At 65.8% G+C, this 22604-nt stretch carries 23 protein-coding genes and 2 tRNA genes; 14 read left to right on the forward strand and 11 right to left on the reverse strand.

Features of this window, described 5'->3' with window-relative positions:
* Positions 1-122: 122 nt before the first annotated feature.
* The 6 genes from ASD67_RS00005 to ASD67_RS00030 form a co-directional block, all read right to left on the reverse strand.
* On the reverse strand, positions 123-698 hold the full coding sequence (locus tag ASD67_RS00005; RefSeq protein WP_082544787.1) for a superoxide dismutase family protein: 576 nt from the start codon (positions 696-698) through the stop codon (positions 123-125).
* A gap of 76 nt (positions 699-774) precedes the next feature.
* On the reverse strand, positions 775-2085 hold the full coding sequence (locus ASD67_RS00010; protein ID WP_056341467.1) for a UDP-glucose dehydrogenase family protein: 1311 nt from the start codon (positions 2083-2085) through the stop codon (positions 775-777).
* A 149-nt stretch (positions 2086-2234) separates the two neighbouring features.
* Positions 2235-2660: an ExbD/TolR family protein gene (locus ASD67_RS00015; protein ID WP_056341472.1), complete on the reverse strand. Its 426-nt coding sequence runs from the start codon at positions 2658-2660 to the stop codon at positions 2235-2237.
* A 35-nt stretch (positions 2661-2695) separates the two neighbouring features.
* On the reverse strand, positions 2696-3217 hold the full coding sequence (locus ASD67_RS00020; protein WP_056341475.1) for an ExbD/TolR family protein: 522 nt from the start codon (positions 3215-3217) through the stop codon (positions 2696-2698).
* 94 nt (positions 3218-3311) lie between these two features.
* Positions 3312-4061, reverse strand: a complete 750-nt coding sequence (locus tag ASD67_RS00025) for a MotA/TolQ/ExbB proton channel family protein (RefSeq protein ID WP_056342795.1) — start codon at positions 4059-4061, stop codon at positions 3312-3314.
* A gap of 132 nt (positions 4062-4193) precedes the next feature.
* Complete coding sequence (locus ASD67_RS00030) at positions 4194-4850, reverse strand: energy transducer TonB (protein WP_056341477.1); 657 nt, start codon at positions 4848-4850, stop codon at positions 4194-4196.
* A gap of 266 nt (positions 4851-5116) precedes the next feature.
* Here ASD67_RS00030 and ASD67_RS00035 point away from each other — a divergent pair, with 266 nt between their 5' ends.
* From ASD67_RS00035 to ASD67_RS00045, 3 genes are all read left to right on the forward strand, one after another.
* Positions 5117-5998 (forward strand): hypothetical protein, encoded by an 882-nt coding sequence (locus ASD67_RS00035; RefSeq protein WP_056341480.1) that lies wholly within the window; start codon positions 5117-5119, stop codon positions 5996-5998.
* Positions 5999-6068: 70 nt separating this feature from the next.
* Positions 6069-7388 carry a homoserine dehydrogenase gene (locus tag ASD67_RS00040; protein ID WP_056341483.1) on the forward strand — a complete coding sequence of 440 codons (1320 nt, stop codon included), beginning with the start codon at positions 6069-6071 and terminating at the stop codon, positions 7386-7388.
* Positions 7389-7448: 60 nt separating this feature from the next.
* On the forward strand, positions 7449-8276 hold the full coding sequence (locus tag ASD67_RS00045) for a hypothetical protein (protein ID WP_056341486.1): 828 nt from the start codon (positions 7449-7451) through the stop codon (positions 8274-8276).
* On the opposite strand, the gene ASD67_RS00050 is transcribed toward ASD67_RS00045, so the two are convergent.
* Positions 8273-8677 carry a hypothetical protein gene (locus tag ASD67_RS00050; RefSeq protein ID WP_235535509.1) on the reverse strand — a complete coding sequence of 135 codons (405 nt, stop codon included), beginning with the start codon at positions 8675-8677 and terminating at the stop codon, positions 8273-8275. The genes ASD67_RS00045 and ASD67_RS00050 overlap by 4 nt on opposite strands.
* Before the next feature lie 123 nt (positions 8678-8800).
* On the opposite strand from ASD67_RS00050, the gene glpX reads away from it, so the two are divergent.
* Both glpX and ASD67_RS00060 read left to right on the forward strand, forming a co-directional pair.
* Complete coding sequence (gene glpX / locus ASD67_RS00055) at positions 8801-9772, forward strand: class II fructose-bisphosphatase (RefSeq protein ID WP_056342798.1); 972 nt, start codon at positions 8801-8803, stop codon at positions 9770-9772.
* A 165-nt stretch (positions 9773-9937) separates the two neighbouring features.
* Positions 9938-11263, forward strand: a complete 1326-nt coding sequence (locus ASD67_RS00060; protein WP_235535510.1) for an alginate export family protein — start codon at positions 9938-9940, stop codon at positions 11261-11263.
* A 92-nt stretch (positions 11264-11355) separates the two neighbouring features.
* Here the strand turns inward: ASD67_RS00060 and ASD67_RS00065 are convergent, their stop codons facing one another.
* A complete protein-coding gene (locus ASD67_RS00065) occupies positions 11356-11841 on the reverse strand; it encodes a flavodoxin family protein (protein WP_056341493.1) in 486 nt (161 codons plus the stop codon).
* 64 nt (positions 11842-11905) lie between these two features.
* On the opposite strand from ASD67_RS00065, the gene ASD67_RS00070 reads away from it, so the two are divergent.
* The 7 genes from ASD67_RS00070 (at position 11906) to ASD67_RS00095 (ending at position 18456) form a co-directional block, all read left to right on the forward strand.
* Entirely contained in the window at positions 11906-13867 is a 1962-nt protein-coding gene (locus ASD67_RS00070; RefSeq protein ID WP_056341496.1) for an alkyl/aryl-sulfatase, read from the forward strand.
* A 25-nt stretch (positions 13868-13892) separates the two neighbouring features.
* A complete protein-coding gene (locus tag ASD67_RS23545) occupies positions 13893-14423 on the forward strand; it encodes a PH domain-containing protein (protein WP_235535511.1) in 531 nt (176 codons plus the stop codon).
* Complete coding sequence (locus tag ASD67_RS00075) at positions 14420-15970, forward strand: PH domain-containing protein (protein WP_235535512.1); 1551 nt, start codon at positions 14420-14422, stop codon at positions 15968-15970. The genes ASD67_RS23545 and ASD67_RS00075 overlap by 4 nt, the downstream gene beginning before the upstream one ends.
* The gene (gene recJ, locus ASD67_RS00080; protein WP_056341502.1) at positions 15967-17733 is read left to right on the forward strand and encodes a single-stranded-DNA-specific exonuclease RecJ; all 1767 of its coding nucleotides are present in this window, start codon (positions 15967-15969) and stop codon (positions 17731-17733) included. Before ASD67_RS00075 ends, recJ begins: the two co-directional genes overlap by 4 nt.
* Positions 17734-17823: 90 nt before the next feature.
* Complete coding sequence (locus ASD67_RS00085; protein WP_056341505.1) at positions 17824-18207, forward strand: VOC family protein; 384 nt, start codon at positions 17824-17826, stop codon at positions 18205-18207.
* A 66-nt stretch (positions 18208-18273) separates the two neighbouring features.
* Positions 18274-18349 (forward strand) — tRNA-Glu (locus tag ASD67_RS00090).
* Between the two features lie 32 nt (positions 18350-18381).
* Positions 18382-18456: transfer RNA gene (locus ASD67_RS00095), tRNA-Glu, on the forward strand.
* 69 nt (positions 18457-18525) lie between these two features.
* Here the strand turns inward: ASD67_RS00095 and ASD67_RS22815 are convergent.
* A complete protein-coding gene (locus tag ASD67_RS22815; protein WP_156377510.1) occupies positions 18526-18714 on the reverse strand; it encodes a hypothetical protein in 189 nt (62 codons plus the stop codon).
* A gap of 484 nt (positions 18715-19198) precedes the next feature.
* Between ASD67_RS22815 and ASD67_RS22820 the strand changes: the two genes are divergently transcribed.
* Together ASD67_RS22820 and ASD67_RS22825 are read left to right on the forward strand one after the other, a co-directional pair.
* Entirely contained in the window at positions 19199-19744 is a 546-nt protein-coding gene (locus tag ASD67_RS22820) for a hypothetical protein (protein WP_156377511.1), read from the forward strand.
* Between the two features lie 38 nt (positions 19745-19782).
* The gene (locus tag ASD67_RS22825; protein WP_156377512.1) at positions 19783-20034 is read left to right on the forward strand and encodes a hypothetical protein; all 252 of its coding nucleotides are present in this window, start codon (positions 19783-19785) and stop codon (positions 20032-20034) included.
* Positions 20035-20311: 277 nt separating this feature from the next.
* Here ASD67_RS22825 and ASD67_RS00100 read toward each other — a convergent pair whose 3' ends face one another.
* Both ASD67_RS00100 and ASD67_RS00105 read right to left on the reverse strand, forming a co-directional pair.
* Complete coding sequence (locus ASD67_RS00100) at positions 20312-21487, reverse strand: helix-turn-helix domain-containing protein (RefSeq protein WP_056341507.1); 1176 nt, start codon at positions 21485-21487, stop codon at positions 20312-20314.
* Positions 21471-22112, reverse strand: coding sequence for a hypothetical protein (locus ASD67_RS00105; protein ID WP_056341510.1), 642 nt, complete (start codon positions 22110-22112; stop codon positions 21471-21473). The genes ASD67_RS00100 and ASD67_RS00105 overlap by 17 nt, the downstream gene beginning before the upstream one ends.
* Positions 22113-22604 lie beyond the last annotated feature (492 nt).

Genomic DNA, 22604 nt, shown 5'->3' on the forward strand with positions numbered 1-22604 from the left:
GGCCGACGCCTTCGGGCGTCGTGCAACCTTTCGGCCCCTCCACCACCGCTTCGCGGCGGTCCCCCTCCCCATGGCCTGCGGCCACAGGGAGGATCAATGGGGCGCTCCCGCCCGTTTCCGGACTAACCCGCCTTGGCGGCGATCACGCCGCAGACGATGCGGTCGCCGCTGTTGCCGCTGGGATCGGTCTTGTAATCGTCGGGCTTGGCATGGATGATGAAGGCCGCACCGTCGGCGTCGAGGAGGCCACCCTCGCCCGTCAGGCGCGTACCGACGATCCGCAGCGTCGCGCGGCCGATCGTGTCGGGTTCGATGACGAGGTTGGGAATGTCGCCATGATGCGCGCCGAGCGGATTGTCGCGGCCGTGCTGGGCGCTCGTCGGATTCCAGTGCGGACCGGCGGTGGTGAATTTCGGCGCATCGCACAGCCCGACAGCATGGACGTGCATGCCATAGGTCCCGGCGGGGAAACCGCGCGCGACGAGTTCGAGGCGCAGGCCGTCGCTATCGCGGAAGATGTCGACGCGGCCGCGATCGGCACCGCGCGCATCGAACAGCGGCGCGCTCGCGTCGGGAACGGGCAAATTCGACGCCGGATCCTTCTTCTGGCCGATCAGGTCGCAGCCCGACAGCGCGAGCGCCGACAGGGCGACGGCGCCGATGGTCATGTTGCGGCCAAAGGTCGAACGGATCGTCATGCTTCTGCTCCCCGGAAAAACCATCGGAATCGCAAAGCCGCCACGGCGGCTTTCGTTCCCGTCGGCGATGATGCCTTTATTCGCCGCGGGTTCCAATAGCGATGTGACGGAAGCCGTGGCGCGCCACCTCTTCGCGGCGATAGATGTTGCGCAGGTCGACGAGCAATTTGTCGGCCATGCCCGCGCCAAGGCGGGCGAGGTCGAGCGCACGGAAGGCGTCCCATTCGGTGACGATCGCCACCGCATCGGCGCCGTCGGCGGCGGCATAGGCGCTCGCCTTCATCTCGACATCGGGCATCATTGGCGCCGCGATGTCCATGCCTTCGGGATCGTAGGCGGTGACCCGCGCGCCGGCATCGACCAGCGTCTGGACGATCGCGAGGCTGGGCGAATCGCGCATGTCGTCGGTGTTCGGCTTGAACGTCAGCCCGAGCAGCGCGACGGTCTTGCCGCGCGCATTGCCGCCGAGCGCGGTGACGATCTTGCGCCCCATCGCGCGCTTGCGCAGGTCGTTGGCGAGCACCGTCGCCTCGACGAGACGCAGCGGCACGTCATGGTCCTGCGCGGTCTTGAGCAGCGCCAGCGTGTCCTTGGGGAAACAGCTGCCACCGTAGCCGGGGCCTGCGTGGAGGAATTTGCCGCCGATCCGGTTGTCGAGGCCGATGCCGCGCGCGACGTCCTGCACCTCGGCACCGACGGCCTCGCACAGGTCGGCGATCTCGTTGATGAAGGTGATCTTGGTCGCGAGAAAGGCGTTCGCGGCATATTTGATCATTTCCGCGGTGCGGCGGCGGGTGACGAGGATCGGCGCTTCGTTGAGGAAGAGCGGGCGATAGACTTCGCGCAGCACCGCCTCGCCACGGGCATCCTCGGCACCGATGACGATGCGGTCGGGGCGCTTGAAATCGCCGATCGCGGCGCCTTCACGCAGGAATTCGGGGTTCGAGGCGACGCTGTGGCTGCGCCCCGCCGAGCCTTCGCGCAAGATGCGTTCGACCTCGTCGCCGGTGCCGACCGGAACGGTCGACTTGGTGACGATGACGCAGTCATGGTCGAGGGTGGCGGCGAGTTCCTCGGCGGCGCCGAAGACATAGGACAGATCGGCATGGCCGTCGCCGCGACGCGACGGGGTGCCGACGGCGATGAACACCGCGTCGGCGCCGGCGACTGCGGGGGCGAGTTCGGTGGTGAACGACAGGCGGCCGGCGGCGACATTCGCCGCGACGAGCGCATCGAGACCGGGTTCGTATATCGGCATGCGGCCCGCGTGCAGCGCGTCGATCTTGGACGCGTCCTTGTCGACGCACACCACGTCATGGCCGAAATCGGAGAAGCAGGCACCCGAAACCAGGCCGACATAGCCCGTTCCGATCATGGCGATTTTCATCTGCGAAGCCCTTTTGCTGCTGGTGTCGGCGCGGGTGGGGCGCACGGGGAGAGGGGATGCGGCGCGTCCTTAAAGCCAAAGCGCCCAAAGGGAAAGGGCCGCGAATTGCTTCGCGGCCCCCTGCCTGTTCACGTCGCTTCGATCAGCGATCAGAAGACACGCGCATATTGTTCGTTGCCGACGAAGCCGAGCTTGCCGACGCCGCTGCGCTTGATCACCGCCATCACGCGATCGACGACGATATAGCGTGCGTAGGGATCAGGCTGCACCTGGAGTTCGGGTTCGACCGCCAGCTGCTTGGTTTCGAGCAGATAGCTTTCGAGCGTCGCCAGATCGACCGGCGCGCCGTTCCAGGTGATCGTCCCGCGCGGATCGATCATGACCTTGTTCTTTACCGGATCGACGTTGTTCTTTGCGTCGGTCGGAACCGGAAGGTCGATCTTCACCGCGTGGGTCTGGGGCGGGATCGTGATGATGAACATGATGAGGAGCACGAGCATGACGTCGATCAGCGGCGTCGTGTTCATCTCCATCATCGGTTCGTTTTCGTCCCGATCTCCAACTGCCATGGACATGCGTTTATTCCTTCATAGCTTGTGGCGGAACGCGCTTACATGCGCGCCAGCGTCCCCGAGCCAGGAGCCGGTTCGGAAATGAAGCCGATCTTCTGGAAACCAGCATATTGCATGGTGTAGATCACCCCGCCGATGCACTGGTACGGCGTGTTGATGTCGCCGCGGATATGCACTTCGGGGAAATTTTCCTCGGTAATGTTTTCGACGCCGCCGATATCCTTGATCAGCTTCTCGAGCTTGTCCTGGCCCTTTTTCAGCAGCTCTTTCGAATCGACCGGGGTCTGGCCCCAATAGACTTCGCACGCGGTGCTTTCGGGGTTGGGTTGGCCGTCGCCGTCGGTATCGCCCGAACGCACCGACAACAGCACGTTTTCAGGCTTGGTCGTCGTCGCCTCGAATACCACGTCGGGCAGCTTGAGGTTCACCGTCTCCAGCACCACGGGAACCGTGATGAGGAAGATGATGAGCAACACAAGCATGATGTCCACGAGCGGCGTCGTGTTGATGTCGGACATGGGGGCGTCTTCGCCGCCCTTATCGCCTACACTCATCGACATAGGATCAGCATCCTGTCACAAATAGTTACACGGGACGACCCGGTGTCCGGCGTCCGCCCCGAAGGGCGGCGACGGACACCGGGTCGCCAGATAATCAGGCCTTCTTCGGCGCGGCGGCCGGGGCAGCCTTTGCCGGAGCAACGACGGCCGGCTTCACCTGGCCGCCCGACATGATCGAGCCGAGAACGTCGTTCGAGAAGGTCGACAGACGGCGGCTGATCGCCTTGTTGCGGCTCTGCAGCCAGTTGAACGCGAGCACCGCGGGAACCGCGACGATCAGGCCGACGGCGGTCATGATGAGCGCTTCACCGACCGGACCGGCAACCGCGTCAATCGACGCCTGACCCGACGCACCGATCTTCACGAGCGCGTTCAGAATGCCGATAACGGTACCGAACAGACCGACGAACGGTGCGGTCGAACCGACGGTCGCAAGGAAGGCGAGACCCGAGTTGAGCTGCGAGTTGATGTGGTTCTGCGAACGCTCGAGCGTGCCGTGCATCCAGTCATGCGCTTCGACGGGATCGGTCAGCTTGGTGTGCTCTTCGTTGGCGCGCAGGCCGTCTTCGACGACCTGGCGATAGGCGCTGTTCTTTTCGAGCTTCGCAGCACCCTCGGCGAGGGTCGGCGCGCGCCAGAAATTGACGTCGACGGCCTTGCCCTGGTTCATCACCTTATTCTGTTCGAACAGCTTGGTGAACAGGATGTAGAGCGTGCCCATGAACATGATGACCAGCACCAGGCCGGTCAGCTGCGTGATCCAGCCGCCTTCGCACAGCGCCGGGAAGACGCCATATTTGTTGGTGGGGTCGGCGAGCTTTGCTTCGCAGAACGTAGACGGCATCATGCCGTAGCTCCGGTGACCCGCGGCGGCGGCGGTCGCAATCAGATTGATCATCGTGGTATTCCCTCTCAAAATTTCGTCAAAAACTAAAAATCCAGATCGTTGGGCCCAGATCGCTGGGCCCGGTCCCGATCAACGCGGAATCTGCCAGCGGATGCGGTTGCTGTAGCTACCGCCCGTCGGGTTGCCCGCACGGTCCTTGCCCGGGTTGAACCGGCCGCGACGCGTGATGAGCTTGCAGGTCTCGGCATCGAGATCCGCATGACCGCTCGACGCGGTCACATCACAGGAGGTGATCCGGCCGTCGGCGCTGTACGTGACGCGGAAACCGGTCGTCCCCTCGCGCTCTTCGCGCATGGCACGGGCCGGATAATCGTCGTTGGTCGCCCAGCGCCCGGGGTTGCCGCGCGGCGTACCGGCGGCGCTCAGGTCCGCCGTCGGCGGCGGAGCCGGCGGCGCGGGCGGGATATAGACCGGCGGCGGCGGCGCCGGAGGCGGCTCGCGCACCGACTGAATCTGCGGCGCAGCCACCGGCGGCGGGAACGGCGACGGCGGAGTCACGACCGGCGGCGGCGGCGGCAGGACATTGTCCGGCGGCGGCGGCGGCGGCGGCTCCTCGGGCGGCGGCGGTTCTTCGACGTCCACCACATCCAATTTTTCGGCGAGCTTCTTGACGATGCTGATATTCAGGCCGTTGACCAGGCCGTAGCCCAGTCCCGCCGTCAGCAGTCCCACCAAGACGATCGCCACTACCCTGTTTTTAGGGTCGACACTATCACCATAAGCCATTCAGGAACGACGCTCCTTGCTAGATCATCCTGACACCAATCCAAACCGTCGGGGGGAGTTGCCAAATGCCCGGATAATTCCGATGCGTTCCGCAGACCCGGCGGGCGGCTTCCGGCTATTATGTTCTGTGCCGGACGCTTCGTCGGACGTCCTATCGCGGTGGCGGCAAGTTCGCAAACCCTTTATCAGCGGTTAATGTGGCGCGCGCCAAGATGGCACGCCGCCACCGCAACCGGTGTCAATGACAAACAGAAAGTGGATCCACCATGCGCAAGCTCCTTCCCGCCATCGCGATCGCCCTGGCCGGCTTAAGCGGCGGAATCCCGGCGGTTTCCGCGATGCAGGCGCCCGCCGCCGCGCCGCCGCCGAGCCCGTACAGCTATGCCGACGTCGCCGATCTCGCCACCGCGGCGCCGATGGCGATCCATGCGCGCATCGCGTCGGCCACCGCGCTCAAACCCGAGCGGGCGCCCGGCGTCGCCGCGGGTTCGAGCCGATTCTATGTCGAGGCCGACGTCGTCGGGCTGATTCGCGGCAAGGGGCCGCTGGCGGCGCGCATATCTTACCTGGTGGACCTGCCGCTGGGCGCCAATGGCAAGCCGGTGAAGCTGAAAAAGAAGCAGCCCGTCCTGCTCTTCGCGCGCCCGGTCGCTGCGGGCGCGGCGGGATCGACCAGCACGAACAGCATCCGGCTGGTCGCGCCCGACGCCCAGCTGCCGTGGGATCCCGCGACCGAGGCGCGGCTGCGCGCGATCCTGACCGAGCTGGTCAAGCCGGGTGCGGCGCCCGCGATCAGCGGCTTCGCCAACGGCTTCCATGTGCCGGGCACGCTGCCGGGCGAAGGCGAGACCCAATTGTTCTTCGACACCGCGACCGGCGAGCCAATGTCGCTGACCATCCTGACCAGCGCCGACGGATCGCGGCGCTGGGCGGCGGCGTTCGGCGAGATCGTCGACGGATCGGCGGCGGTGCCGGCGCGCGATACGCTCGCCTGGTACCGGCTCGCCTGCGGGCTGCCGCGCCAGTTGCCGCTCGCCAAGCTGGCGGGCACGCCCCCCGAAGACCGGCGCAAGGCGGCGTCGGACTATGGCATCGTCCTCGGCGCGCTCGGCGACTGCACGCGGACGAGAAAGCCGCCGGCGGGCTAAGCCTCCTCCACTCTTGTTTCCTCGGTAAAAGCCGATAGGGGCGCAGGCTCTATATATAAGGAGTGCCTGCATGTCGCCTTCCCCCGCCCCCGCTGCCCCGCGCCCGCCGCTGCGCGTCGCACTCGCCGGGCTTGGCGTCGTCGGCGGCGGGGTCGTCCGCCTGCTGCAGGTCAACCGCGACCTGATCGCACGCCGCGCCGGGCGCGCGATCGAGATCGTCGCGCTGTCGGCGCGCGACCGGCACAAGGACCGCGGCGTCGACCTCTCGGCCTATCGCTGGGAGGATGATCTCGACGCCCTGGTCGCGGCCGACGACGTCGATGTCGTGGTCGAGATGATCGGCGGCGCCGACGGCATGGCGCTGACGCTGGCGCGGCATACGCTGGGCGCGGGCAAGGCGCTGGTCACCGCGAACAAGGCGATGATCGCGCATCACGGACTCGACCTCGCGCGGCTCGCCGAGGCGACCGACACGCCGCTGAAATATGAAGCCGCGGTCGCGGGCGGCATCCCGGTGATAAAGGCGATCCGCGAGGGTGCGTCGGCGAACGCGATCGCGCGCGTCTATGGCATCCTCAACGGCACCTGCAATTATATCCTCACGCAAATGGAGCGCAACGGCGCGAGCTTTGCCGACGCGCTCGCCGCGGCGCAGGCCGAAGGCTATGCCGAGGCCGACCCGACCTTCGACGTCGACGGCATCGACGCCGCGCACAAGCTGTCGATCCTCGCGGCGCTGTGTTTCGGGACGAAGCTCGACATCGGCGCGGTCGCGACGGGCGGCATCCGCGACCTGATCGCGGCAGACATCCGCGAGGCCGAAGCCTTGGGACACCGCGTCCGCCTGATCGGCATGGCCGAACGCGATGGCAGCGGCCTGTACCAGCATGTCCAGCCGTGCCTGGTGCCCGCCGACCATCCGCTCGCCTATGTCCCCGGCGCATTGAACGCCGTGGTCGCCGAGGGTAATTTTGTCGGGCGGCTGTTCTTCGAGGGCGCGGGCGCGGGCGCGGGGCCAACCGCGTCGGCGATCGTCGCCGACATCATCGACATCGCACGCGACGAATATGGCCCCGCCTTCGCGATGCCGGTCGATGCGCTCGACGAGGCGCCCGCCGCCGACGCCGGGGCGCGGGTCGGCAAACATTATGTCCGGCTGGTCGTCGAGGACCGCATCGGCGTGCTCGCCGAAATCGCCACCGCGATGCGCGACGCCGGGGTGTCGATCGAAAGCTTCATCCAGCGCGGCACCGAGAAGGACGACGGCGTCGTCATCGCGATCGTCACCCACGAAGGCCCGGCGCGCGCGATCGCGGCGGCGCTCGCCACGCTCGCGGCGTCGGACCATGTCGTCGGCGCGCCGATGCACATGCCGATCCTGGCGCTCTAGCCCGCTTGAAATAGCCTTCGCCCCTGCTACCCATGCCCATGGGGAACAGGGGGCGATATCATGACGATAGAGATCGGACGCGGGCTGGCCGAGGCGCGGGCGCTGGCGGGCGCGCATTGGCAGGCGCTGCTCGTCTATGCGGCGCTGGGGGTGGTCTTCCCCTTCCTGCTGCTGTCGAGCGATCCGATCTTCAGCCTGCGCAACATCATGGCGATCGTTTCCGACCCCTGGACCAACCGCGTCGGCGGATCGATCACCGGGCCGCTCTATCTGCTCGGCATCGTCCTGGTCATCGTCTTCGGCGCGATGCTGGCGGCGTGGAACGCGCTGCTCGCCGAGATGCGCGAAGGCTATATTTCCGAGATCATGTACGGGATGGTCGCGGGCGTCGCCTATCTCCTCGCTTATCTGCTGCTCTATCTGGTCGTCGCGCTGGTGCTGGTGCTGCCGGTCATGCTCGCGGTCGGCGTCAACGAATGGGCGGCGGCGAGTCCGGCCGTGTCCTCGATCCGCCAGCTCGTCTATTCGCTGATCGGATCGTGGCTCCTTGCGCGCTTCTGCCTCGTCGGGCCGATCATGGCTGCAGGCGGGCGGCTCGAGCCCTTTTCGCCCTATGTCGAATCATGGCAACGCACGGCAAGCGCCCAATGGTGGCTGTTCGGTTTCTTCCTGCTCTATAATCTTGCGTTCGGTGTCGCGTTCGGCGGACTGGCCGTGGTCCACGGCATGGTCATCATCAACAATGCGCCGGGCAGCCTGATCGAAACGATGATGAGCGTCGCTTGGGTGCTCTTGCTCGGGACCTATTTCATCGGGCAGTTGCTGGTTCCAGCCGGCCTCTATCGCGCGTCGCAGCCGGGCGCGACGGCGGCCGAGGTTTTCGCCTAGGGTTCGGGGTCCTCGGGCGGCGGCGGCACCCCGGTGTCGGGGTCGGTCGCACGCTTCGCCATTTCATAGAGATGATTATATTCGGGGCCGGGTTTGAAGCGGCCGCCAATCGACATCCAGTTGTGGGGCAATTTGTCCAATGGCGTCGGGTTGATGCCCGGCGCCGGCGGTCGGCTGTCCTTCGTCGATTTTCCCACCCCGGCGATCGCTCGCAGTTCGGGCGACAGCCGGTGGCGGTCGGTGTCGCTGCCGCAGACGTTGATCGATCCATCCTCGGCGGGTTTGCAGCGCTTGATCGGATCGACCAGGTCCTTGGCGTTGGCGGCGGCGCTTTCGGCATCGCGCGCGGGCCGGGGCGCGGGCGGACCCTGCACCTGCGCGGCGACGGGCGTCACAGCCATGACACAGGCGGCGGCGAGAGCGACGCCGAATCGACGGATGTATTCTCGACAAGCGGCGCGGGCGACCATATGGCGCGCACCATGCCCATGCGGCGGAACAAGTAAAGACGGAGAGTGGCGAAGATGACGAAGACCGGCAGCAATCTCGACCGGGTGCTCGTGCTCGAAATGGTGCGCGTCACCGAAGCCGCGGCGATCGCCGCCGCGAAGCTGATCGGCCGCGGCGACGAAAAGGCCGCCGATGCCGCCGCCGTCGAGGCGATGCGCACCGCATTCAACACCCTCTATATGGACGGCACGATCGTCATCGGCGAAGGCGAACGCGACGAGGCACCGATGCTCTTCATCGGCGAAAAGGTCGGCAATGCGCCGGGCAAGGGCCCGAAGATCGACATCGCGGTCGACCCGCTGGAAGGCACGACGATCACCGCCAAGGCCGGGCCCAACGCGCTCGCGGTGCTGGCGATCGCCGAGGAAGGCTGCCTGCTCAACGCCCCCGACGTCTATATGGACAAGCTGGCGGTCGGCGCCGGCTATTCGCCGAACATCGTCAATTTCGACAACAGCATCCGCGAGAATGTCGAGGCGGTGGCGCGCGAAAAGGGCTGCGGCGCCGAGGGCATCATGGTGTGCGTGCTCGACCGCCCGCGCCACGAGGCGATGATCGCCGAACTGCGCGCGCTGGGCTGCGGGGTCGCGCTGATCCCCGATGGCGACGTCGCCGGCGTGATCGCGACGACCAATCCCGAAACCAATATCGACATCTATATGGGCAGCGGCGGCGCCCCCGAGGGCGTGCTCGCCGCGGCGGCGCTGCGCTGCGTCGGCGGCCAGTTCAAGGGTCGCCTGCTGTTCCGCAACGACGACGAGCGCCGCCGTGCCGCCAAATGGGGTGTCGAGGACCTCGACCGCGTCTATGACCTCGAAGACCTCGCCAAGGGCGACGTGATCTTCGCCGCGACCGGCGTGACCGATGGATCGCTGCTGCGCGGCGTCAAGCACCGCCGCGACGGGGTGATGACGACCGAAACGGTGGTGATGCGCGCCTCGTCGGGCACGGTGCGCTGGGTCAAGGGCGAGCATCGCGAGGGGTAGGCGAAGCGTAGCGGCGGGATGATACGGCGCCAGCCGTGATCGCTTGCCGCCGATAATCTTTCATCCTAGGGGAAGATCACCGGGGCGATGCAACCTCCCGGACAAGCGCATCCGCGCTCAAGCGTTGCCTGTTTGTCTCCGATGCCCGGAGATGAGGAGGTTTGCTTGCGATATCTCTCCCTTCCCCTTCTGCTCGCGCTGTCGAGTCCCGCTTTTGCCGAGGACGGGCTGACCGTCACCGGCAGCGTGCGGCTTCGTTACGAAAGCATCGACGGACAGGCGCGAACCGGTTTCAACGACTCCGACGACCTGTTGAACCTGCGCAGCATCGTCGGCGCGGAATATCGCCGCAGCGGGTTTCGCATCGGCGGCGAGCTTTACGACAGCCGGGTCTATGGCGACGACCCCGGCACCCCGGTGACGACGGGCGAGGTCAATACATTCGAACTGGTGCAGGCCTATGTCGGGTACGACATTCCGGACGCGTTCGGCAAGGAGACGCGCCTGGGACTTCAGGCGGGCCGCTTCACGCTCAACCTGGGGTCGCGCCGCCTGATCGCCGCCGACGATTATCGCAACACCACCAACGGCTATACCGGATTGCGCGCCGACCTGGGTCTTGGTGGCGCGACGTCAGCAACCTTGATCTATACGCTGCCGCAGATCCGCCTGCCCGACGATCGCGCATCGATCGACGCCAGCAAGGTGCGGTTCGATCGCGAGAGTTTCGACCTTGTCCTGTGGGGCGGGCTGGCGACCAAAAGGTTCGGCGACAAACGCAGCGCCGTCGAGCTTTCCTTCTATCATCTCGGCGAACGCGACGCCCTGCGGCGCCCGACGCGCGACCGGTCGCTCGACACCATCGGGCTGCGTTTCTACCGCGAACCCGCGCCGGGTCGCTGGGATTATGAGAGCGAGACCATCCATCAGGTCGGAACGATCAGCAGCAGCCCGACGCCGACCGCGGCGTCGCTCGATGTATCGGCGTGGTTCGCGCATCTCGAGGTCGGATATGGGTTTCGCCATCGCTGGTCGCCGCGATTGGCGCTGGAATTCGATTATGCCAGCGGCGACGGGCGCGGGAGCAAATTCGGACGGTTCGACACGCTGTTCGGCATGCGCCGGGGCGAACTGGCGCCGGCGGGGCTGTATAATGCGGTCGGCCGCGCCAATCTGGTCTCGCCGGTGCTGCGCCTCGAAGCCACGCCGTCGAAACGGCTCGACGGCTTTGTCGCCTATCGCCCGCTGTGGCTCGCCTCGCGCTTCGACAGCTTCTCGACCACCGGCGTTCGCGATGCGAGCGGCAATTCGGGGCGGTTTGCGGGGCATCAGGTCGAAGCCCGGCTGCGCTACTGGCTGATCCCCAAACGCCTGCGGCTCGAATGGAACGGGTTGCTGCTCGCCAAGGGGCGGTTCCTGCGCGAGGCGCCCAACGCGCCGCGTGGCGGCGATACCATCTATAATAGCTTCAACGCCACGGTCAGTTTCTGATCGACCCGCGCCGACGGCGCTTGCCTCGACACTCCAACTGTATTATAGTTGCAATACAGTTGGAGTGTCCGATGCTGTCGCTGTTGCCCGCCCTAAAAAATCCCCGCCGCGATGCCCTCGGCCAGCGCCGCGCCCAGATCGCGCGCTTCGGCGAGGCGGGTCGCCGGGATCGTCTTGGGCGCCAAAATCGCCTCCGGCGTCTGCGCCGCGGTGTTGACGATGACCGGCTCCGCCACCCGTTTCAGCCGCCAGCCGGTGGCGATGCGGTCGAGCTGGCGTAGCGCGCCATGCCCATCCGAACCCGCGCAGATGATCGTCGCATAGGGGCGGCCTTCGAGCTTGCCGAGACAGGGGTAGTAGTTGCGGTCGAACATCTCCTTCATCGCGCCCGAGAGCGCGGCGAGATTTTCGGGGCCGATAAAGAGATAGCCGCCGGCCGCGAGCAGATCGTCGGGCGTGACATCGGCGGCGGCGATCAGCCTTGCCGTCGCGGCGCCTTCGGCAGCGGCGCGGGCGAGCACTTCGCTGCCGCCGGTGCGGCTGTGCCAGGCGATCAGCAGGGGCGGCGCGTCGGTCATGTGCCGATGCTTGCCAAGCGCGGGCACGCGGCGCAAGCTGCCCCCAAAAATGGGGGACGATGATATGCGCCGATTGACCGCCTTGCTGCTCGCCGCGAGCCTGCCGCTGACCGCCACCGCACAGGATGCCGCGAGCGAGGCCACCCGCACCGCACAGGCCGAGCTGGCGGCGCGCCTGCCGCTCGACGACCCGCGCGACATGGCGAATGCGACGCGCGGCAAGCTCGCCGAAATCCCCGAGGCGTTGATCACCGGCAAGGATGGCAAGATCGTCTGGGACCGCCGCCCCTATGCGTTTCTGAACAGCCCCGAGGCGCCCGATACCGTCAACCCGTCGCTGTGGCGGCAGGCGCGGCTCGATGCCGTGCACGGGTTGTTCGAGGTGGTGCCGGGCAAGATCTGGCAGATCCGCGGCTATGATATTTCGGTGATGACGATCATCCGCGGCAAGTCGGGCTGGATCGTCGTCGACCCGCTGCTGTCCGAGGAAGCCGCCGCCGCGGGGTGGAAGCTGTTCGCCGACACCGTCGAGGCGAAATCGGGCAAGCTGCCGATCAAGGCGGTGATCTTCAGCCACAGCCACAGCGACCATTTCGGCGGGGTCGGGGGGATCGTCACCCCCGAACAGGTGAAGAAAGACAAGATCCGCATCATCGCGCCGCACGGCTTTTCGGAGGAAGCGACGTCGGAAAATGTCCTCGCGGGGGCGGCGATGGGGCGGCGCGCGCTGTACATGTTCGGGTCGATCCTGGCGCCGGGGCCGGCGGGACAGGTCGACACCGGATTGGGGCCGAAGCTGTCGTCGGGGACGATCGGCTATATGGAGCCGACCGAGACGGTGTCGGACAAGGGCGGCACGCTGACGATCGACGGGCTGGTCTTCGAGTTTCTCGACGCGGGCGGGACCGAGGCGCCGTCGGAGTTCGTCTTTTACATTCCCGCCTATAAGGCGCTGCACACGACCGAGGTGGTGACCCACACGTTGCACAATGTGCTGACGCTGCGCGGGGCGCAGGTGCGCGATGCCTTGCGCTGGTCGAAGGTCATCGACGCCGCATTGCTGCGCTGGGGCGGCAAGGCCGAGGTCGCGCTGGCGTCGCACCATTGGCCGACATGGGGCGCGGGCGAGGTGAGCAGCCTGCTGACCAACCAGCGCGACGCCTATCGTTATGTCCATGACCGCACGCTGTTTCTCGCCAATCGCGGCGCGACCTTGCACGAGCTCGCCGACGCGACCGCCGAGGCGCCGGTGCAGGCGCGCGATTTTTCCACGCGCGGCTATTATGGCACGCTGAACCACGACATGAAGGCGACGTACCAGCGCTATTTCGGCTGGTGGGACGGCAATCCGGCGAATTTCAACCCGCTGCCCCCCGAACAGTCAGCGCCCAAATATGTCGCGCTGGCGGGCGGGGCCGACAAGCTGCTGGCGTCGGGGAAGGCGGCGATCGCGGCGGGCGAGTATCGCTGGGCGGCCGAATTGCTGAACAAGCTGGTCTTTGCCCAGCCCGACCACAAGGATGCACGCGCGGCGCTCGCTTCGGCTTACGACCAGCTCGGCTATCAGGCCGAATCGGGGGCCTGGCGGAACTATTATCTCGCCGCCGCCGCGAGCCTGCGCGGCAATGCGGTCGAAGCCGCGTCGGGCAATGGCCAGAGCCGCAGCTTCGTTAGCGCGATCCCGACGGGCGTGTTCTTCGACGCGCTTGCGACGCGCTTCGATGCCGCAAAGGGCGCGGGGCTGGCCGGGACCTTCCAGTTCGTCCTGCCCGACAGCAAGGAGGCGGTGGCGATCTCGGTCGGCGGCGGGGTCGAGTTTCCGCGTTACGGCGTCACCGACCCGGCGCCGACCGCGACGATCACCATCGATCGCAAGACATTGGACGATGTCATGCTGGGGCAGGCGCAATTTCCCGCGCTGCTGCAGTCGGGGGCGATCAGGATCGACGGCGACCGGATGGCGTTCCTGAGTTGGTTCGCGCTGCACCCACCCGCCGACCCGCGTTTCAATATAGTTGTCCCTTGAGCGCCTGACCGACTAACGGAGGATCATGACCGACATCGCCGCCGCCCACCCGACCGATCCCTTCGATCCGCACGCAATCAACGCCGCCGAGGGGCTCGACCCCGTCGATCCGCGCTATGGCCATGTGCTGCGCGTGACGACCGCGATGAACCTGGTGCCGCTGGCGATCGGCGCGAGCGTGTTCGACGCGCTGCTGATCCGCCATCTGGAGGGGCCGTACGGGCTGATCACCGCGCTCGCCTGGCTGATCGCGATCATCGTCATCGTCAGCTTTCCATCGCGGCGCGTATCGCGCTGGGGGTACAAGATCGGCGAGGGACAGCTGCGCGTCGCGCGCGGCTGGCTGTTCCGCACCGACACGATCGTGCCCTTTGTCCGCGTCCAGCATATCGACGTCGGGCAGGGGCCGGTCGAGCGCTGGTTCGGGCTGTCGCACCTGATCGTCCACACATCGGGGACGCACAACAGCACGGTCACCCTGCCCGGGCTGCCCGCCGACCTCGCCGCCGCGATGCGCGAGACGATCCGCCGCCATATCCAGACCGACTTCGCATGAGCGAGAGCGTCGCCGCCCTCCCCGCAGCCCCCGCGGCCCCGGCCGCCGAAGCCGAACCCGATTGGCAGCGGCTGCACCCGGCGACGCTGGCGCTCGCGATCGTCAGGCTGGGGCCGCGCAGCCTGAACTTCCTGCCCGCGGTCGCGGCGCTCGGCTTCACCGGCAACTGGGTGTGGATCGTCCCCGCGATCCTCGCCTTTCTGGTCATTTCCCTCGTTTCCGCCTGGCTCAAATGGCTGCGTTTCCGCTTCCTCGTCGGCGCCGACGAGATCGTCATCGAAAGCGGCATATTGTCACGCCAGCACCGCACCATCCCCTTCGACCGCATCCAGGACGTCGGCATCGAACAGGGGCTGATCGCGCGCGCGCTCGGCATCGCCAAGGTCGGGTTCGAGACCGGCGCGGGCGGCGCGGGCAAGGAGAATGAGGCCAATCTCGACGCGATCGGCCTCGACGCGGCGCAGGCGCTGCGCACGACCATCCGCGCGCATCGCAGCGAACCGGCGACCGCGGCGCCCACCGCGGCATCGGCCGATCCGGCGGTCGCGGCGACGGCGGGCGAAGACCGGCTGCTGTTCGCGATGGGGCCGCGCCGGTTGCTGCTCGCCGGATTGTTCAACTTCTCGCTCGCCGCGCTCGCCGTGGTTGGCGCGGGCATGCAGTTTTTCGACGGCCTGCTGCCGTTCGACTTCAATGTCTTCGACCCGCGCGACTGGATCGACATCGCCGGCCAATATGGGCTGGACCAGTGGGTGATCGCGCACCGCTGGATCGCCGGGCTCGGCGCGCTGATCTCGCTGCTGTTCATCGGTTTCGCGAGCGGCATCGCGACAATGCTGCTGGCAAACTGGGGGTTCCGCCTGACCCGCGAGCCGCGCTCGCTGCGCCGCACCCGCGGGCTGACGACGCGCACCGACGTCGCGATCCCGGTGCGCCGGGTGCAGGCGGCGATCCTCGTCACCGGCTGGTTCCGGAGGCGCTTCGGGTGGCACGAACTGCGGCTGCAAAGCCTCGCGAGCGACGGCGGCAAGGAGAAGGACCATCAGGTCGTCCCCTTTGCGCAGCTCGCCGACATCGACCCGGTCCTGACCGAAATCGCGATCGCGCGCGCCGCCGAGGACGCCGACTGGCAGCACAGCCATCGCATCGTCGCGCTGGGCGGATTCGTCGGCGCGACCGGCGCCACGATCGGCGGATTGACGGCGGTGTCGTTCGGGCAGCCGCTCGGCTGGCTGGGGCCGGTGATCGGCGTGCTGATCGCGCTGGGGTCGCTGTTCGCGGCGCGCTTCCACCGCTGGATCGACCTTGGCGAGCAGATTGCGATCCGGCGCGGGATGTGGAAACCCAAGACCACCCTGCTGCCGCACGCGTCGGTGCAGAGCGCCGACCTCAAGACCGACTTCATCCTGCGCCCGCTCGGCCTCGCGACATTGGTGTTCGGGGTGCCGGGCGGCAGTTCGCTGGCCAGCCACGAAATCCCCGCAATCCCGCTCGGCGTGGCGCAGGCGTTGCGCGCGCGCATCCTGACCGCCAAGACACGGGCATGACCGACACCGCTCTGGGTATCACGCGCTCGATCGCCGGGCAGCCGTGGCATTGGCGCCGCGCGAGCGCCGACATGGCGTCCGAAAACCTCGCGCCCGACGACCTCGTCACCCAGTTGCTGCTCGCGCGCGGGGTGCCGCGCGACGACCTCGAGCGCCAGCGCGCGCCGACGCTACGCGGCTTCATGCCCGACCCGGCGCTGTTCAAGGGCATGGACGAAGCCGCCGCGCGGCTCGCCGACGCGGTCGAGCGACAAGAGGCGATCACCATCTTCGGCGATTATGACGTCGACGGCGCGACCTCGGCGGCGCTGCTCGTGCGGCTGCTGCGCGATCTCGGCGTCCCGGTCGGCGCCTATATCCCCGACCGGTTGATGGAGGGCTATGGCCCGTCGGGCGCGGCGCTGGTCCGGATCGGCGAGGCGGGATCGAAGCTGGTCGTCACCGTCGATTGCGGCGCGCAAGCGTTTGACGCCATCAATGAGGCCAATGCCGCGGGGATCGAGACGATCATCGTCGACCATCACCAATGCGCGACCACCCTGCCCGCCGCCTTCGCGGTGGTGAACCCGAACCGGCTCGACGAGGCACCCGACGCAGCAGTGCACGGCAATCTGGCGGCGGTCGGGGTCGCCTTCCTGCTCGGCGCGGCGTTGCTGCGCGTGCTGCGCGGACGCGATTTCTTCGCCGGGCGCGCCGAACCGGCGCTGCTCGACCTGCTCGACCTCGTCGCGCTCGGCACCGTCGCCGATGTCGCGCGGCTGACCGGTTTCAACCGCGCGCTGGTGACGCAGGGGCTGAAGATCATGGCGCGGCGCGGCAATATCGGGCTGGCGGCGCTGATGGACGCGGCGCGGCTGACCAAGGCGCCGACCGCGACCGACATGGGCTTCGCGCTCGGCCCGCGAATCAACGCCGGCGGGCGCGTGGGCAAATCGGACCTCGGGGTCCGGCTGCTGACGACGAGCGACCCGCGGGAAGCCGCCGACATTTCGCAGGAACTCAACCGCCTGAACGAGGAACGCCGCGCGATCGAGGCAGGGGTGCTCGACGAGGCGATGGCGATGAGCGAGCGCGCCGCCAACGCGCCGGTCGCGATCGTCGCGGGCGAGGGGTGGCACCCCGGGGTGATCGGCATCGTCGCGGGGCGGCTGAAGGAGAAGCTCCGCCGGCCGGCGATCGTCATCGCGCTGGGCGAGGACGGTCTCGGCAAGGGGTCGGGGCGTTCGATCAACGGCGTCGACCTTGGCGCCGCGATCCTCGCCGCCAAGGAGAGCGGCCTGCTGATCGCGGGCGGCGGTCACGCGATGGCGGCGGGATTGACCGTCGAGGCCGGCAAGCTCGACGCGCTCGGCGCCTTCCTCAACGAGCGGCTCGCCGCCGATGTCGAGCGCGCGAGCGGCGACCGCGCCTTGCTGATCGACGCGGTGCTGGCGCCGCGCGGGATATCGCCTTTGTGGTGCGAGGCGATCGAGAGCGCCGGGCCGTATGGCGCGGGCTGGCCGGCGCCGCGCGTCGCGACCGGGCCGGTGCGAATCGTCGAGGCGAGCATCGTCGGCACCGACCATGTCCGCCTGACCGTGTCGGGCGACGACGGTGCAAGGTTCAAGGCGATCGCCTTTCGCAGCGCCGAAACCGAATTGGGGCAGACATTGCTGCACGCACGCGGGCGCAAATTATGGCTCGCGGGGCGCGCAAAGCGCGACGATTGGGGCAGCCGCCCGGCCGCCGAGCTGCATCTGGAGGATGCCGCCTGGGCCGATTAGCGGCATCTGGACGATGCCGCAGGGGCCGATTAGCGGCATCTCGGCGATGCCGCAGGAGCCGATTAGGGACGTCAGAGAGGGAAGCCGGTCATGTACAGCCACACCACGCTCGGCATCGACGATTTCGCCCGCGCCGAACCCTTTTACGACGCGATCATGGCGGTGCTCGGCCATCCCGAACTGGTCCGCGAGAGCGCGGCCAAGGGTTATGGCACCCCCACCGGCCCCAAATTGTTTATCGGCCCCGCCTATGACCGCCAGCCGACGAGCGCCGGCAACGGCAGCCACCTCGCCTTCGTCGCCGCCGACCGCGCGACGGTCGACGCCTTCCACGCCGCGGCGCTGGCGAATGGCGGCAGCGACGCCGGTCCGCCGGGGCTGCGCCCGCACTATCATGCCGATTATTACGGCGCCTATGTGCGCGATCCCGAGGGCAACAAGCTGCAGGCCGTGTGCCATAAGCGGCCCGGTTGAAGAAGCGCCGATAGAGTCCTTGACCATGGGGACATGCGCGGCTAATGCGCCGCTTCACCGAACGACGGCCCCTTCGTCTAGCGGTCTAGGACGTCGCCCTTTCACGGCGAAAACACGGGTTCGAGTCCCGTAGGGGTCACCATCTTTCGGTCTTCATGCCGAACCGGCATGTGCGGCCCCTTCGTCTAGCGGTTAGGACGCGGCCCTCTCACGGCTGAAACACGGGTTCGATTCCCGTAGGGGTCACCAGCTTTTACGCGGCTTTCAGGGATGCACGGATCGAATGTCCCCAATGCATCCCTAATAAGCGGTTTCTAATCAGCGAACAACTTCGACCCGATATCGCTCTTGCAGCCACGCCTGTGCGTCGAGCCTCGCGGGTTTCGATTTGCCATTCAGAGCCAGTCGCATCATCGCTTCTAAATCATTTGCAGCGTCAGCGATTTGATACCTGCGCACCTCGCAACGCTTGCAGCTCAGTGGGCGTAATTGGATCACTTGTCCCATCGTCGGTCTCCTTGTCGTGGAGCCTTATGATCCTAATTTTCCTTGTTGATATCAAGGAGATAGTTGTCGGCCGGTTTGTTGACGGCGACCGACACGGAGCCTCGCCGAAATCCTTCCTATTCGACTTAGCTCGTTGTTTTTGTGCGGCCCGGGCGTTGGCTGCGGTTGGCAGTCGCTGGCTCCATTGGCCTCCAACATATGCAAAACGGACTTCCGCGGATCGGGGGGGGGAACTGGCCGCCAGACCGCACAACCGATGCACAGTGAGCCGTCATCGTCGATGACGCCGCCCGCCGGACGGGGCGTCGCAGGGTCGAGGGGTGGCGCCTCGTCGCCGCGTCGACCCGCACCCCGGCGGGGGCACCCGCGCAGATCGCCAAAAATCTATTTCGGGCGCCCGCACTAAATTTTTTTCGCGCAGAATGTGTGGGTCATATTGTCCCCGCCTATATCGCCTGCGTCGGAACCGTATTATTGTACACGCATGAACGCGGTGGCACCCCATATTGACCAGCTCTATGAACTCGGGCGGGCGCTCCATCGCTGCGGCCTGTCAAAAGAAAGCGGCCCGATCCTTGCTGAAACCGTAGCATTGGCGCGGAATGAGTTCACCCGTCGAACTCCCCGCCTCGGCCGGAAACCTCGAGACTACCTGAGCGAATTCAGCGCATGCTTCCCCGGTCTTCCGGCAGCAACTTCATACGAGCAGCTGTTCTTTCGCATTTCGATCCTGAGTGGGCTACTCGGTAGTGATGAAAAAGCGCACGCTTGCGTTGCCGCTCAGCACCCGACGGGAAGATGCGGCAACGGCGCTGCAATTCTACCGCGGCACCTCGCTGATGCGCGTAAGAACAATTTGAAAGCCGAGCGAGCAAGAGCGACGGTAGAAATGGCCCGACGCAGTAAACGAAGTGCGGCATATCGAAGACTCATTGCCAGCCAAGATCCCTCGCACGGCGTTGATATTATCCACACCAATTCGGCGGATCGAGCGTCGCAGCGTTCAGCTTGGATGGCCATGGGCGGTTAGGAAAAGTGCCAAGTTAGCGGCAAGGGAGGGGGAGGCCCATGAATTGGGAGGCGCTAGGCGTTGTGGCCGCATTGTCCGCCGCGAGCGGCTATATCATGGGACGAAAACTGCACGAAGGAGGCGCGTGGATCGGCGTCGTCGCATTTGGTTTTGCCTGGTATTTCGGCGGGTCACACGTCGAAGCGACATGGATCACGCTATTGATCGTGGGCGTCATAGCCCATCAGGCAGGCAATGCTCGTGCACGCTTCGCAGCGAAGCGGCGCAGTCACGATCCCAGAGGGAAATAGCAGGCCTTCGCTGGTCAGTGCCGCCTTGCAGCGACCCAACCGCGCAAGGCCGGGTGAAGGCAGGCAGCGGGCATGCCTAAAAGACGTATTTCGGCGCAGCGGCGTAAGCGAGCAATTGCGACCAGACAGGCGGCCGCCGGTGCAGGACGCCCGCGACGCATAGGCCAAGGCTCTGGCGCGCCAGCTAGACGCCGCCTGCCGCCTGATGACCACGAGCGGGATTGTCGGGCTTAACAGGTGCCGGCTGGCGAAGGCGGAGTGGGAGTAGGCTAAGCGGTCATTTCAGGCTGGGCGAATTCAACGACGGCTCGGCATCCGCGAGGCGCCCCGGTGCCAAGTTACAGATCATCTCGATAATGGAAGGGTTGATCTGGATCGTGTTCTTTAATTCGTCCACGCTCATGCGCCCGCTCTGCTCCACCATCTCGAAAGCCTTGGTCAGCAATCGAGGGGTTTCCAAAGGGATGATTGAGGGATCGTCCAGAGGCTCCTGCGTACGCCACTTTCGGAACGAGACCTGCTTGCGCATATTCAGGATTTGCCCATCGTCGAAAATGCCAAGGTCCGAACAACGATAAATCATTGCCTGCACCGACACACGCCAGCGACGCTTGAGGTCCAGAAAGGCGTCAAGACGCGGCGTAAATACCTCGTTCGGGAACGAGTTCGCGGGCAGAAGGAAAGCTCCGGCAAAGCGATCAGCCTGGCGCTCTATCTCCTTCAAGAAGTCTTTGTCCTCGATGTCAGCGGAGTCGATATGGCGGTGCATCACCAGATGACCAAGTTCGTGCGCTAAGTCGAAACGTGAGCGCACACCGGCCTTCTTTTCCGATGCCATGAAGATGAACGGTCGGTCGCCATTCCAAAATGAGAACGCCTCGACCTTCTCGCCGACCATTTGATATCGGCAAGCGATGACGCCGTTCGATTCCAACAGTGCGAGCACGTTCGAAATGGGGCCGAGGCCCAATCCCCAGTCTGCGCGAACTCTCTGAGCAATCTCGTCGATGCCGTCCTCGCCGAAATCGGCAACGTCATATTCTGGAACCTTGACCGGCGGATAGTTGACCGAAGCGTCGAGCACCTTCGCTACCTGCACAAGCCAACTCGCAACGGTGTCGGATGCCTCACGGCGCCGCGCGGTGTCCGATCCAAACTTACGATAAAATCGAGTCGAGTAGGCGCCGAAAACCGGCGCTTCTTCGGTCGTGAAAAATCCGACAGGCTGTTCAAGGGCCGCGGCCAGCGCGGCAAAGTTTTCGGGTTCGGGTGAGCGATCGCCACGTTCAAATTGGGAAATGGCCTGACGCGACACACCGATTTTTGCTGCCAACTCATCCTGCGAGATACGCAGAAACTTCCGGGCATCGCGAAGACGCGCCGGAATCAAAAGCCGCCCGCTCCGACTGGAACGGGCGGCCGGGAACTGAACGATATTACTGTGTTCCGTCATCGCGCATCCGCTTTTCAATGTCTTCTTTCAGCGACATCACCGCATCAATGTCGGTTTCCTCCATAGGAACCTCGATCTGAGGCACGGCGTGCATCATCAGCATCAGATTCGACGACTTGTGCTGAAACCCCAGCCGATGCTCCGGCTCGGGGATGGCGAGGTGCGCGAAGTTGAGGTTGCGATGACCGTGCAGGAGCAAGATATGAGGGCGTCCGCTGACTTCCTGCGCCTCGTCCCTCATAAAATCCATGGAAACCTGACCGGCCATCCGCTTGTTCTCGCGGAACACCACGTCGCGCGGCTGCTTCGTCGGGTCCGCCACTTGGCTAATTGTCAGCGCCGAATGAGTGAAAAGGATTTCAAGATACTTCCCGGTCGGCTTAGCAAAATCACGCCAACGAAGGTCGACACCGAACTGCCCCGAAGCGACAAGCTTCTCGAACGCCATATCAACCGCCAACTGGATCAAACGTCCGTGCTGGGGAATCGCGCTGGGAAGGTTGAGCATCGGCTCGCCAGCGATCATGGCGTTAGCGGCCGAATAGGCGCTTCGAAGGGCGGTGGGAACGAGGGCGCGTTGCGCCATCGGAATTTGGTCCTGGAGGAAAGCTTCGGCGAGGTTCAACGAATGGCCCCTTTTCGGTTGCGCGAGTGTTGCCGCAACTGAATATGAAAAATGGTCCGATTTGTCAACTAGCCGGATTTGCTCAACCACCGCTCCGCCGTGTCGTCGTTGGTGACTGGCGGGCGCGACCAAATGTTTCGGATCCGATGCATTTGCCCGACGCCGCACCCTAAAGCGCCCGCTTCTCACGACAGGCGCCGACCAGCCGGGGCAACGTGTGCAAAATCTGCACCGGTTCGCAAGCGGAACAAGTCTCATATTGAGGCTATTTGTTAGGTCGTCCAATATTCTCGGCGGCTTTGATTGACGTCCGCCTGGTCTGATATCCCGCGTGAGTGGTTCCAGCGGCCCCGGCGTCTTGATTTGATGACCAAGGACCCGCCTTAGTCGAGGCGACCGGCTGGCACGCCGCAGCGGCAGAGGGCGGGCGCCCGCTAGCCGATTATCGAGGCAGTATCGCATATTACCGCATGCCGCAGGTGGCCTAGACTC

The organism is Sphingopyxis sp. Root1497, from assembly GCF_001427085.1.
Taxonomy (GTDB): Bacteria; Pseudomonadota; Alphaproteobacteria; order Sphingomonadales; family Sphingomonadaceae; genus Sphingopyxis.